This is a genomic window from Gardnerella sp. 26-12 (assembly GCF_001660745.1).
Classification (GTDB): Bacteria; Actinomycetota; Actinomycetes; order Actinomycetales; family Bifidobacteriaceae; genus Bifidobacterium; species Bifidobacterium swidsinskii.
Genome location: NZ_LWSR01000001.1, coordinates 44,133 through 57,504 on the forward strand (window position 1 = coordinate 44,133; position 13,372 = coordinate 57,504).

A 13,372-nucleotide genomic window follows, 5' to 3' on the forward strand; every position below is an offset into this window, starting at 1 on the left:
AAAATCAACTATTGATAAGTTTAGCGCACGGTCAAAATCTCAGGACCGTTTTCCGTAATTGCAATCGTGTGCTCGCTGTGAGCACCGCGAGAACCATCAGCAGAGCGAAGAGTCCAACCATCCTTAGGATCCTGGTAAATTTCGTCAGTAGTCTTTAAGAACCATGGCTCAATTGCAATAACTAAACCTGGGCGAAGCTTGTAGCCGTGGTGAGCAGTGCCATCGTTAGGAACGTGCGGATCGCCATGCATAATATGACCGACTCCGTGACCGCCAAACTCAAGATTTACGCTGTAGCCGTACTCGTGAGCAACGCAACCAACAGCTGCAGAAATATCGCCAAGACGGTTGCCAGGCTGAGCCATGTTAATGCCAGCCTCCAAAGCTTCCTCAGTGCACTTAATCAAGCGCAAATCCTCAGGATCTGCATGCTTTCCAACAACGAAACTAATAGCGGAATCTCCAACCCAGCCGTCTACGTTAATTGCCAAATCAAGAGTCAACAAATCGCCGTCTTTAAGGTTATAATCAAAAGGAACTCCGTGAAGAACAGCATCGTTTACAGACGTGCAAATATAGTGCGCAAAAGGACCTGTACCAAAATCAGGAGCGTAATCAACATAGCAAGAAGACGCACCTTTGCGGCTCATAATACGCTGGCGAACGAAATCATCAATCTCAAGAAGATTCGTGCCAACTTTGGTCATTGCTTTCAAGTCTTTAAGAATACTACCGACGAAGCGACCTGCAGGCTTCATCGCTTCAATTTCAGATGGAGTTTTAAGTTCAATCATGCTTCAAGACTAACGCGCAGGCACGAAAATAAAGCAAAATATAGCGAAAATACTAGCTAAATGATGTCGCTTAATACATGTAATCTAGGCACATGTCTAACAACAATGAAAATAATAGTAATAATAAGGAATCACAGAAGGAAATTTCTGCTGTAGATTTCGACCCTGCATCCTTCTCTTCGGTTACTCGACCACAAGACGATTTATTCCGTTACATAAACGGTCCTTGGATTGACACTTACACTCTCCCAGAAGACAAACCAATGTATGGTGCTTTCCACAAGCTTGCGGAAGATGCAGAAAAGCAAATTCGAGATATTTTAGAAAACGAAAATTGCCCAGCCAAAAAGTCGCAAACCTTATACCGTAACTATTTGGATACCGCATCTATTGAAAAAGCTGGAATTACGCCAATTAAGGGCGATTTAGACGCTGTGGATTCAGCAGAAACTAAGGAAGATTTGGTTCGCACTATTGGCGCGCTTAATCCGTACGGCGGTCCAGATGCAATGTTTTATTTTGGCGTTTACGGAGACCCTAAAGATCCTAAGACGAATATTATGCATATTGAGCAATCGGGATTGGGCTTGCCAGACGAAGCATACTATCGCGAAGATAACTACGCTCCAATTCGCACTGAATATGTAAAAATGGTAGCTTCTTTGCTGCGCTTAGCAGGCTACGGAGACGCAACTACTACACAAGCGCAAGCCGAGCGTTTCTTGAATGTTGAAACTAAAATAGCGAGCTACCATTGGGATAACGTAGCAACTCGCGATTCTCAAAAAACCTATAATCCTTACAATTATGCCGATTTAGCAAAAACTCTTGAAGCGCTTAATCTCGACGCTTTCTTAGACGCTACTCAAAAAGCGTACGATAATTGCGAAGAAGCAACAAATCAGCCAATCAACCTTCGTGAAGCTTTTAACAAAGTTGTAGTTCACGAGCCAAGCTTTATGGAAGGTTTGAATAAGATTTGGCAAGAAGCCGACTTAGAAGATTTAAAGCTTTGGGCGCGCGTGCACGTGATTTTGCGCTGGGCAAGCTTACTTAGTGAAGATTTTGCACAAGCGCGATTCGACTTCTACGGCAAAGTGCTTTCTGGTGCCACAAAGCAGCGCGACCGCTGGAAGCGAGCAGTCGGAGTTGTTGACGATGCCTGCGGCGAGGAAGTTGGACGCGAATACGTGCGATTGCATTTCCCTGAGTCTTCTAAGGAATATATGCAAGGCTTAGTTGACAATCTTATTAACGCTTACCGCGAGTCGATTTCTCACAGCAGCTGGCTTGGTGAGGAAACTAAAGCGAAGGCTTTGGAAAAGATTAGTAAATTTGAGCCAAATATTGGTTACACAAACCATTGGGTTGACTACTCTGCGTTAAATATTAAGGAAGACGCTGGTTTAGTTGAAAATATGCGCGAAGTTTATCGATTTGGCTTCGGTAAGAATACTGCGAAAGCTGGAAAGCCCGTGGATCGCGAAGAATGGCAGATGACTCCGCAAACTGTGAACGCTTACTACGATCCATTGCTTAACGTAATCGTATTCCCTGCTGCAATTTTGCAACCACCATTCTTTAACCCGAGCGCTCCAGACGCAGCAAATTATGGCGCTATTGGTGCAGTGATTGGCCACGAAATCGGCCACGGTTTTGACGACCAAGGTTGCGAATACGACGGCGACGGCATGCTTAACAATTGGTGGACTGAAGAAGACAAAACCAACTTCACTGAGCGCACTAAGAAGCTTATTGAGCAATACAATGCTTTCACACCAACGCAGCTTATTGTTAAGTACTCTCACTTGAAGAGCAAAGAAGAGCGCAATGCGATGCCTCACGTAAACGGTGCTTTAACAATCGGCGAAAATATTGGCGATTTAAGCGGCGTGACTATTGCGCTTAAAGCATACGCTTTCGCTTTGCAAAAGAGTGAAGGGCATGAAATTGACGGAAGTGAAGATGCGATTCGCGAAACTTTGCTGAACGCTCCTGAAGTAGATGGTTTCACTGCTTTGCAGCGATTCTTCTTAAGCTACGCGTTAGTATGGCGTTCCAAGGCTCGTAATGAAATTGCGGAACAGCTGCTTCAAATCGACCCGCACTCCCCAGCCGAATGCCGCACTAACGGCATTGCTCGTAACGTAGACTTGTTCTACGATGCCTTCGACGTTAAAGAAGGCGACGAGATGTGGCTCGACCCTGCTGAGCGCGTGCACATTTGGTAAGTTGCGAATAAATCGCAAATAAATCGCAAATAAGTCGCGAATAAGTCAAAAATAGAAGCCTGCAGACGCTTAATAAACGTTTGCAGGCTTATTATTTTCTATTTTTAGAAATCATTCTTCGTCTTAAGAAAATCCAAGCCACCACTGCAATAGTGCACAAAACCAGCACGCTTAAAATCGCAAAAATAATCACAATAAATTTATACGTTGAAGCATTTTTCTTCATAGCTTTCGCCAACTTTTTATGATGCTTATGCTTCAAATGCTTCTTTTTAGCCAAAGCTTTTTTCTTCTTAGCTTCCTCGTCTTTACGCTTCTGCTCTTCCTTCTTCTTTCGCTCCTCTTCAGCACGCTTTTTTGCTCTTCGGGAGATTCTGGGCCAATCTTGCCATCCAGATAATCAATATCACCGTTATATTCCGACAGTGTCAACGCTCCAACAACACCATAAGGGCCGCCCGAAGCCTCTCCGTAACCGAAAGAAATATTGCTAGGATTCAAAATCTGATACAAATGACCATTATCTTCGTTAAAACTTTCGCCGGTTGCGCGCAAAGCCGACTCTTCATCTTGAATCCACAATTGCATAGAACCAGCAAGATCCACACCCCAACTTAAATTTTCACCCCACGCCTTTCGGCCAGTGTAATCAGGCTCACTAACACCATCTGGGCCAAAATGGCCAAACTGCCCATGCTGAGCGGTTTCTTGCGCGCGACGGAAAAGCATCCTCTTCATTTGCAGAATCCTACTGAATATTATTAACATACGCTTCTTTAGTAAGACCGTAGCGGCTCACGTAATCTTGCAAAGGAACGCCATTAAAATACGTGCTGCGATCATCGTAAAGCCTAGATCTTGCGTTTTGAATAGACGAAAGAACGTAACGCGCTACATTACTTGACTGAATAAAAGCTGCAGAAGAAGCAGAATTAGTTGTTTGAATTATTGGATTTTGATGATATTCGTGATGATATTCGCGATTATACGCCTGATGATACGCCTTAGAATGTTCTAAAGTAAAATCAGCAAAATTTTGCGATATTGCACACACAGTTAGGCATACAGCCGAAATAACAAGAATACTAACCTAACTTATGCGCATATTAGATTTATGCTTCGCATATTGCTGATTACTTTCCACCATAAATATCTTCTTCACTACATTCAATATTTTCAATACGTTTGCTCAATACTACCCTGCAATGAGGAATGATTACGCATGTACAGTTAATTGTTGAGCTTTTACTAAATATTTTTCTGTAGTCAAGAGATTAATTACATTGTGGATAAAACCTAGGTTTTAACCACAATAGAAAAGTTTGCTGGCAAAGTTGTTGCGCAAAGTTCATAGTTGTTATTACTGCGGCATTTCCTCGTGGCTGCGAAGCTCAGAGGCAATGATGGCTCTGTATTTCGGGGCTGAAATGGCTGCAGTCCAAATTGTGAAAGGACTATGAAATATGGCACAACAACAGTCGACCGTGACTATTAGTGGATACGTAGGCGCTGAGCCTGTAAACTTTGGGCGAAGTGAAAATTCTCCGGCTTGTTCGCTACGAATCGCGAGCACGCAATCATATTACCGCAACGACGAACAGCAATGGCATGAGCGTCCAACTACTTGGATGACTGTGAAAGCGTATAGGACTTTGGCTTCAAACGTGCTAAAAAGCGTTCATAAAGGCGATGCAATCGTTGTATATGGCAATTTGAGTACAGAAAGCTGGACAAAAGATGGAAACGATTATAATCGCGTAATTTTGGAAGCTTCTGCTATTGGGCACGATTTAAATCGCGGAACTACGCAATTTACAAAGCGAAACGCTGATTCCGCTAAAAATGATCATACGAAAGAAAGTAATCAAGTACAGCAGAAGAACAATGCACAACAAAATAACTCTAACGCAAACATTTCGAATGACGAATTTGGAGGCGAAACTGATATTTAAGGAAAATAAAATCGCAATTCGAGAAATCCACTAAACTCACACCACAATAAATTAATATGAATACAATAAAATAATGCCGCCAAGAATAGTAGTATTCCTGGCGGCAAATTGTAAAACAGGTCGTTACTTAAGCAAATCGTTTATGCGAGATACGATTCGAGCAGCAGCCTCGTCAACTGGAACTGCCTCAACGTTTGAGCCATCGCGATTGCGGATTTCAATAGTTCCATTGTTCACTGTATCGCGACCAGCAACAGCAATCAGCGGCACGCCAACAAGCTCAGCATCCTTAAACTTTACGCCTGGAGAAACCTTTGGACGGTCGTCAAAGATTACTTCGATTCCCTGCTTACTAAGCTCTTCAACAACCTTTTCAGCAGCGTCGAAAGCAACTTGATCTTTGCCTGTTGCAACAACATGAACTTGAGCTGGAGCAATCGCCATAGGCCATGCGAGACCAGCGTCGTCGTGATGTGTTTCTGCCAAGCATGCGATCACGCGGCTAACGCCAATACCGTAGCAACCCATCCAAACTGGCACAGCTTTACCATTTTCGTTAAGAACGCTTAAGCCCAAAGCCTTAGAATACTTTAAGCCAAGCTGGAACACCTGGCCGATTTCCACACCGCGTTCGAAGCTCAACGGACCGGAACCATCTGGGCTCATATCGCCATCGCGAACCTGGGCTGCTTCAACAACACCGTCCGCCTCAAAATCGCGGCCGTAAACAGCGTTGTAAACGTGCTTTCCGTCTTCGTCAGCTCCTGTAATCCAGGCACTTCCCTTTGCAACGTGAGCATCCATCAAGTAGCGGACAGGATTTGCAATACCCCTACCCTCTTTGCGAGCTTGAGGACCTAATACGCTAAAACCAATGTAGCCCTTAACGAACTCAGGATGAGACTTCAAATCATCCTCAGTTGCTTCTTCGATTTCTGCAGGAGCAAACTGAGCTTCAAGACGCTTCATATCTACTTGGCGATCCCCTGGAATACCAATCGCCACGATTTCGCGCCATGGCTCCTCATGCTCGCCGCCTTCAGCATCTGCCGGATGCTTAACAGCAATAATCAAGTTCTTCAAAGTGTCGTCTGCTTGCCATTCGCGACCATCTTTACGCGGATGCAAGTCGTTAGAAACCTTAACCAAAGCTTCAATCGTCTTAGCGTCTGGAGTTTCGAGAGATTGCGCTGCAGGAGTTGCTGAGTAATCAACATCTTGCATTTCTGGAGTGGTAAGAGCCTCAACATTCCAAGCTTTTCCTGAAGGTGCGAGCGCAAAAGTATCTTCACCAATTGGCATTGGAGCCAAGAATTCCTCGGAATCAGAACCACCCATTGGGCCGGAAACAGCGTGAACAATCACGTATTTAATTCCTAAACGGTCGAAAATTCGAGCGTAAGCAGCGCGCTCCTCAACGTAAGCAGATTTCAAACCATCTTCGTCAATCGAGAACGAGTAACCATCCTGCATAATAAACTCGCGGCCGCGAATAAGGCCAGCGCGCGGGCGAAATTCGTCGCGATACTTCGTTTGAATCTGGTACAAAGTAACTGGTAAATCCTTGTACGAAGAATACATATCCTTAACAAGGAGCGTGAAAACTTCTTCGTGCGTTGGAGCAAGAAGATAGTCAGCTTGGTGGCGATCCTTAAGACGGAAGATATTGTCGCCATATTCTTCCCAACGGTTGGTAGCCTCGTAAGGCTCGCGCGGAAGAAGTGCCGGGAAGTGAACTTCCTGCGCACCGATACCGTTGATTTCGTCGCGAATAATCGCCTGAACCTTGTTCAAAACCTTAAGTCCTAGCGGAAGCCAAGTCCACACACCTGGTGCAGATTTACGAATATAGCCTGCGCGCTGCATAAGTTTTGCGGAAGTCACGTCCGCGTCTGCAGGATCCTCGCGCAGCGTACGAAGGAATAGCTGAGACATACGAAGTACATTGGAATTCATGCGTTCCAATCTATTTGCGCATGAGGACATAAACACTTGTCTACACGCATCAACAAAAGTAATACTCGATTAAATCATAACGTGCAAAAATATAACAAAGCGACCAAAACAACTCAGGTGTGAGTAGTTTATGCCGCTTCTAAGGCAAAATCCGACCAAAACGACTCAGCCGCGAGTAGTTTATGCCGTGCGCAAGGCAAAAACTTATAGAATATTAAAACTCGTCGTCGAAAGAAAATTCGTCCGTAACGCCATCACCGGCATTTTCAAAAAGACTAAACTCCTGCTGATCCGCAAAATCACCATCTGCTTTTTTGGCAACAAACGAGGAAGCCCCATCGCTAGCAAGCAGCTCACTTGCGCACCTTGACGCCTCACGCAAAGATCCGTCTAGCAGTACAGCATCCGCCGAAACACTAAACGCGCGATCGTTAATACCTTCCAAATAAAGACCGCCCAGATTTTCCACGCGAGAAAGCGCAACATATCCCATTCCGGGAGCGAAAGTTCTACGCAAATCCATTACCGCACTATCGAGAGTCATACCTTGCGACTTATGAATCGTAATTCCCCACGCGCAACGAAGAGGCACTTGATTTACGCTAGCAAGTACAGTCTCACCGTCCGTCATTTCCCACGCTGCAGGCTTAAGAGTTACAATATTGCCGTTTTCAAACTCAACAATCGGCCATCCGCCCTTAGATTCAGGCGCAAAACGCAACACACGCCCAACAGAGCCGTTTACATACTGCTTTTCCTGATCGTTTCGCAACGCCATCACAGCAGCCCCAGCCTTTAAAACTAAACGCTCCGGAGCAAGCATATTCTTTTTTAAGCGATCAACAAGATTTTTAGGCCCGGCTTCTGTTGCAACGAATTCGTGAGGCTCAGAATCAATTTCCGCAAGCTGCATATTATTTAAGCCATCTGCTTGCGAGTTCGTTGGGAAAAGATGTACTGCAACTTCGTCATCTTGCGGATACTCACCAAGGCGGCTAGCAAGCACTTGCTTATCGTCGTCACTCACGAGACCGCTACGAATATCCGTCAAAACTTCTAGCAACTTGCCGTCATCCTGACGATGTTGCTCAGTTAAATAGCACACAACAGGTTTCAAAGCGTCCCATGCAAACGATTCCGTAATATAGCCTTCCGGATTTTTTCCAGCTGCAGTATACTTTTCGCGCGACGAAATAAACTCCGAGCTCGGCTCGAACACGTCACGATTTCGCATAGAAGTGCTAACAGGCGGCAATTGGAAGAAGTCGCCCGAAATAACTACTTGAAGCCCGCCGAAAGGAGCGGGATTTTTGCGCACCTTCCGGCAAACTTCATCAACCATGTCAAAAAGCCACGCGTGAATCATGGAAACTTCGTCCAACACGAGCACGTCCGTGGCTTTTATGCGCTTTCCTCGCCTAGCTCTAATTGTTTTAAGAAGCGTATCCGTAAGCGCGTTTGAAACTCCAACTCCACTCCACGAGTGAATGGTTTGACCGTTTAAGTGCGTTGCCGCAATACCGGTAGAGGCAGTTACAGCAACGCTTAAACCGTTCTTTCGCATTGCGCGAATAGCTTCGTTTAATACGTAGGTTTTACCTGCACCCGGAGCGCCGGTAATGAACGCGCTCGCGCCAGCGTTGATTATGGTTAAGGCTTCGGATTGCTTCATTGGCAGTACCTTTTATTGCGTTTAGTAGTCGCGCTTTATTTAATAGTAGCGTTGTGTTTAGTAGTCGCGCTTTTCTGCGGAATTTACGTCTTCTAGCGCCTCTCCGCGACGCTCATAGTCACGAAGCAAGCTCGTGCTTTCAATGTGTTGCGCACCGGCTTTTGCTTGAGACTCGCTTGGGCCTGGAGCTGGAACGAACATCATATCGCGGTAGTAACGAAGCTCATCAATCGACTCAATAATATCCGCGAGCGCGCGGTGACCGCCGTGTTTTGCCGGCTTATTGCGGTAAACGTCCGGGTAAAGCCTGCGCGAAATTTCCTTCAACGTACTTACGTCGATTACACGATAGTGCAGATTTGCCATTAAATCTGGCATGTAACGGTCGAGGAACTTTTTGTCGGAACCAACGGAGTTTCCAGCAAGATGAGCTTTTCCGCGAGCCGGCAGGAAGCGCTTTACGTATTCAACTACCTGCTTTTGCGCTTCTTCCAAAGGCAAACCGTTTTTATTCCACTCGTCAACAAGTCCAGAAGAAGTGTGCATATTGCGCACAAAATCGTTCATATGAGCCACAGCGGCGTCGCTTGGCTTAATCACTAAATCAATTCCGTCGTCCAAAACTTTCAGATTAAAATCAGTTGGAACTACAGATACTTCGCATAATTCGTCATGGAAAATATCGAGTCCAGTCATCTCGCAATCAATCCAAATTAAGCGCGACTCTTCCGGCGTAAACGTAAGATCTTCCTTAGCTTCAGCCATTTTCGTTCCTTTCCTAATATTTTTTCGAACCCATCAGCCTACATCTTCGTACCGACGAGACGCGTATTAAAAACGACGAAAAGCAGGCAAGTTGTAGATAACTTGCTTAACTTTTCGTCGTTTAATGCAAAATTACTTGCGATTTATACGCGACTTATACGCGATTTAATCGCGCAACTTACGCACCACGCGACTTAGTTGTGGAAACCGCTGTAGTTTGGTGCTTCTGCAGTCATCACAATATCGTGAGGATGAGATTCGCGAAGGCCAGCATCAGTAATGCGAATAAAGCGGCCGCGCTCTTGCATTTCCTTAATATTGTGCGCACCAACGTAGAACATTGACTGGTGTAAGCCGCCGAGAAGCTGGTAAAGCACAGCGTTAAGCGGACCGCGATATGGAACTTCGCCTTCAACGCCTTCTGGAACCACCTTGTCGGAGCTGGTAACGTCTGCCTGGAAGTAACGATCCTTCGAATAAGACTTCTTACCGCGAGGAGCCATTGCACCAAGCGAGCCCATGCCGCGGTAAAGTTTGTACTGCTTGCCGTGAAGAAGAACCTTCTCGCCTGGAGCTTCCTCACATCCAGCCAAAGTGCCGCCGAGCATAACAGTGTCCGCGCCTGCAACCAAAGCCTTAGCAATATCGCCGGAATAGTGAATACCACCGTCTGCAATGCATGGAATTCCAGCAGCCTTGCAAGCCTGAGCCGCATCGTAAACTGCGGTAAGCTGAGGCACGCCAACGCCTGCAACAACACGCGTAGTGCAAATAGAGCCTGGACCAACGCCAACCTTTACAGCGTCAACGCCAGCGTCAATCATAGCCTGTGCGCCTTGGCGAGTTGCAATATTTCCGCCAATAATTTGCACGCCGTCGAAAGCCTTATCTGCCTTAATGCGACGAATCATGTCGAGAGCCAAGCGAGCCTCGCCGTTTGCGGTATCGACCACAAGCACGTCAACTCCAGCTTCCATAAGAGCGCACGCACGCTGCCAAGCATCACCCAAGAAGCCAATGCCAGCAGCAACGCGCAAGCGACCCTGATCATCCTTAGTAGCATCCGGATACTGTTCAGTCTTCACAAAGTCCTTAACAGTAATCAAGCCTGTAAGCTTACCTTCAGCATCAACCAAAGGCAACTTTTCAATCTTGTTATCCGCAAGCAAGCGGTGAGCATCTTCCTTAGAAATATTTGAAGGACCGGTGACGAGATTTTCGCGCGTCATCACGTCCTTAACTTTCAAGCAATCGTAGTCTTCGGAAGCAATGAAACGCATATCGCGGTTGGTAATAATACCAACTAAACGATTTTCGCTATCCACTACCGGAAGACCAGAAATATGGAAACGCCCGCACAATTTATCTAAATCGGCGAGCGTAGCATCTGGGTGAACAGTAAGCGGGTCGGTAATCATACCGGATTCACTGCGCTTAACAATATCAACCTGCGCAGCTTGATCATCAATAGAAAGATTGCGGTGAAGTACTCCAATGCCACCGTTACGCGCCATGGCAATAGCCATATCGGACTCGGTAACAGTATCCATAGCTGCCGAAATAGTCGGCACTTTCATGGTAATTTCGCGAGTCAGACGAGTGGAAGTATCCACTTCGGACGGAATAACATCAGTTTCGTTTGGAAGCAAAAGGACATCGTCATAAGCGAGACCGAGCTTCTCGAAAATTGGTGGAACAGGAGCATACACGGATTCCGTGTTCATATCAGTTGTAGCCATAGGGTTACTATACGTTTTTGCTATGACGTTTGCCGAAACGCACCCTCCAAACGCGGGCGCGACGACATGCTTGAGCGCAGCACAGCGCGCGCGAAAGCAATTCGGAGCGGAAACTCGCTCAAGTTGGAAGTCCAGTGGACTTCCAACGCGAGTTTCGTAGCGAGCGCTTATAGCGCGAGCGTACTCGCACGTTTTGAGCGCCACGCCACATTAAGAAAAACAAAATTAAGCAGTTGTTACGAATTGCGAAGTTCGGGCAGGCGACAACGCAAGTACGGCATCATTGTGAGCACAGTAAGTAGCGCAGCAGCAAGAATCATTCCAACAAGCACATACACAGCTTTAAAGAACAAAATCATAATAGAGCCAAACGCAATTAGCGCAGCCCATCCCCACAAAATCAGCACAGCACCCTGCACAGAATGCCCAATGCGCAGCATGCGATGATGCAAGTGCATGCGATCCGGATGCATTGGCGACTGCCCTTTAGCAACACGCCTAAAAATAGCCAAGCACATGTCAAGAACCGGCAAAAACAGCACAAGAATCGGCAACAAAATCGGCATAAATACAGGCAAATAAATACTCGTATGAACGGCGGAAGGATCCAAATGGCCGGTCATAATAATCGACGCGCAAGTAATTAAGTAGCCGATTAACATGGAGCCTGAGTCACCCATAAAAAGTTTTGCTGGATGCCAATTGTGCATAATAAATCCAACGCACATACCTACCATTGCAACGTCAATAAGAGTTGCCATTGAAGCGTAGGATGGCGACGTGCGCGCAAGCATGTATGAGTATGTTGCGAAGGCAATGCCGCCGATTGCAACGATTCCAGAAGCCAGTCCGTCCAGCCCATCTACAAAATTTACTGCATTAATTGAAGCAACGATTAGTATTGCAGTTATTGCGATTGACACGCTTGGAGATGCCGTTACGAGCGATCCTAGCGGCAAAGTTACGATTTGCAACCCTCCCCACGCTACAAAAACAGCTATAAGCAGCTGACCGGCAAGCTTTAGCATCCAATCTAGATCCCAAATGTCGTCGCATACCCCAAGCAGGCATATCATAACGGCTCCTGCTAGTACAACCCACGGCTGGTGCGTTCCTGCAAAAAGCCCGGAAATAAATGGCATAGAACTAGCGAAAGCCATCGCAACTGCGAAACCAAAAAGCATACCTACACCACCCATACGTGGCGTTGGAATAGTATGCACATCGCGCGCGCGAACTTTGCCAACAGCACCCATACGGATTGCAAGGTGACGAACAAGCGGCATAATAAGCCACGTAGCACCGCCTGCAATTGCTGCAATAAACAGGTATACCCTCATGAATGCGTCCTTTGCTATGCGATTACTTCGTTGGTTTTAGCAGCGTTTGCTAAATTTTCGCTTGCTTATTTTGATTGTAGCGATTTGTTAGTACCAGAAATTTAGTACCAGAAATAAGTTAATAAACTTACTCACTTAACGCATTACGAATTTCACTCTCCGAAATCACACCTTCGCGCAAAATCACAATACCGTCTTTATCGCTTGAATCCGCGCCAACTACCGTGCTTGCCACGTGCGAGCAAGTCGGGCCTGCGTTCAAATACAGCGGAATTTCGTTGCCGAAAGCTGCAAATGCTTCTTCTACACTGTCTGCACTTTCGTTACCGCTGCGATTCGCGCTAGAAGCAGCCAGTGGACCGGTGACTCGCAAAATTTGCATTAATTCAGGGCAATCCGGCACGCGCACGCCTTGAGTTGCTTGAGTTTTCGCATCGTTTTGAGCATCAGTTTCATTCGTTTTGCACAGCGTTGCAAGATTTGAAGCAACTGAATCCTTCTTCGCACGCGCAATCGGAGAATATCCGCCCGGAAGGAACTTTTTACCTAGAATATCCAGCGGAGAAGGCAAATAAAGCCCAAGTTTTTCTAAATCTTCCACTCCACTCATTAAAATTTGCAGCGCCTTTGTGTGCGGTCTGCGCTTAAGCTCGTAAATTTTTGCAACAGCAGCTTCATTGAATGGATCGCAAGCAACGCCGTACACGGTGTCAGTCGGCACTACGATTACGCCGCCTTCGTTAATAATTTGCGCTGCCATTTGCAGGGATTCTTCGTTGATATTGCAAATTTTGCTCATTTTTGCCTCTTTTATTGCTTATTTTGCTTATTTTGCTTATTTTATTCTGTTTGAGTCAAGTTTTATTTTTGATTAAAATTTTACTTTTCCGCAAAAGTGTACCGCCTGTCTCTTATACACATCT

General features: G+C 46.0%; 12 protein-coding genes. 2 read left to right on the plus strand and 10 right to left on the minus strand.

What is annotated here, in order from left to right; all coding sequences use genetic code 11:
• Window positions 1–20 precede the first annotated feature (20 nt).
• Window positions 21–794, minus strand: coding sequence for a type I methionyl aminopeptidase (gene map / locus A5295_RS00210; protein ID WP_004120872.1), 774 nt, complete (start codon window positions 792–794; stop codon window positions 21–23).
• 92 nt (window positions 795–886) lie between these two features.
• Between map and A5295_RS00215 the strand changes: the two genes are divergently transcribed.
• Window positions 887–3,025 (plus strand): M13 family metallopeptidase, encoded by a 2,139-nt coding sequence (locus A5295_RS00215; RefSeq protein WP_064621394.1) that lies wholly within the window; start codon window positions 887–889, stop codon window positions 3,023–3,025.
• Between the two features lie 91 nt (window positions 3,026–3,116).
• Here the strand turns inward: A5295_RS00215 and A5295_RS06415 are convergent, their stop codons facing one another.
• Genes A5295_RS06415 through A5295_RS06425 form a run of 3 tightly spaced genes read right to left on the minus strand, consistent with a single transcriptional unit; the run spans window position 3,117 to window position 4,079 of the window.
• Window positions 3,117–3,305, minus strand: coding sequence for a hypothetical protein (locus A5295_RS06415; RefSeq protein ID WP_219705501.1), 189 nt, complete (start codon window positions 3,303–3,305; stop codon window positions 3,117–3,119).
• Window positions 3,284–3,763 (minus strand): hypothetical protein, encoded by a 480-nt coding sequence (locus A5295_RS06420; protein WP_231875255.1) that lies wholly within the window; start codon window positions 3,761–3,763, stop codon window positions 3,284–3,286. The genes A5295_RS06415 and A5295_RS06420 overlap by 22 nt, the downstream gene beginning before the upstream one ends.
• Before the next feature lie 10 nt (window positions 3,764–3,773).
• Window positions 3,774–4,079: a hypothetical protein gene (locus tag A5295_RS06425; RefSeq protein WP_231875256.1), complete on the minus strand. Its 306-nt coding sequence runs from the start codon at window positions 4,077–4,079 to the stop codon at window positions 3,774–3,776.
• Window positions 4,080–4,488: 409 nt separating this feature from the next.
• Here A5295_RS06425 and A5295_RS00225 point away from each other — a divergent pair, with 409 nt between their 5' ends.
• On the plus strand, window positions 4,489–4,977 hold the full coding sequence (locus A5295_RS00225; protein ID WP_033888461.1) for a single-stranded DNA-binding protein: 489 nt from the start codon (window positions 4,489–4,491) through the stop codon (window positions 4,975–4,977).
• A 123-nt stretch (window positions 4,978–5,100) separates the two neighbouring features.
• On the opposite strand, the gene A5295_RS00230 is transcribed toward A5295_RS00225, so the two are convergent.
• From A5295_RS00230 to A5295_RS00255, 6 genes are all read right to left on the minus strand, one after another.
• The gene (locus A5295_RS00230) at window positions 5,101–6,933 is read right to left on the minus strand and encodes a proline--tRNA ligase (RefSeq protein ID WP_064621395.1); all 1,833 of its coding nucleotides are present in this window, start codon (window positions 6,931–6,933) and stop codon (window positions 5,101–5,103) included.
• 214 nt (window positions 6,934–7,147) lie between these two features.
• The gene (locus tag A5295_RS00235; RefSeq protein WP_064621396.1) at window positions 7,148–8,605 is read right to left on the minus strand and encodes a PIF1 family DEAD/DEAH box helicase; all 1,458 of its coding nucleotides are present in this window, start codon (window positions 8,603–8,605) and stop codon (window positions 7,148–7,150) included.
• Between the two features lie 57 nt (window positions 8,606–8,662).
• On the minus strand, window positions 8,663–9,370 hold the full coding sequence (orn, locus tag A5295_RS00240) for an oligoribonuclease (protein ID WP_004107431.1): 708 nt from the start codon (window positions 9,368–9,370) through the stop codon (window positions 8,663–8,665).
• A gap of 194 nt (window positions 9,371–9,564) precedes the next feature.
• Entirely contained in the window at window positions 9,565–11,109 is a 1,545-nt protein-coding gene (guaB, locus tag A5295_RS00245) for an IMP dehydrogenase (protein ID WP_064621403.1), read from the minus strand.
• 236 nt (window positions 11,110–11,345) lie between these two features.
• A complete protein-coding gene (locus tag A5295_RS00250; RefSeq protein ID WP_004108465.1) occupies window positions 11,346–12,449 on the minus strand; it encodes an MraY family glycosyltransferase in 1,104 nt (367 codons plus the stop codon).
• Between the two features lie 127 nt (window positions 12,450–12,576).
• Complete coding sequence (locus A5295_RS00255; protein ID WP_064621397.1) at window positions 12,577–13,248, minus strand: L-threonylcarbamoyladenylate synthase; 672 nt, start codon at window positions 13,246–13,248, stop codon at window positions 12,577–12,579.
• Window positions 13,249–13,372 lie beyond the last annotated feature (124 nt).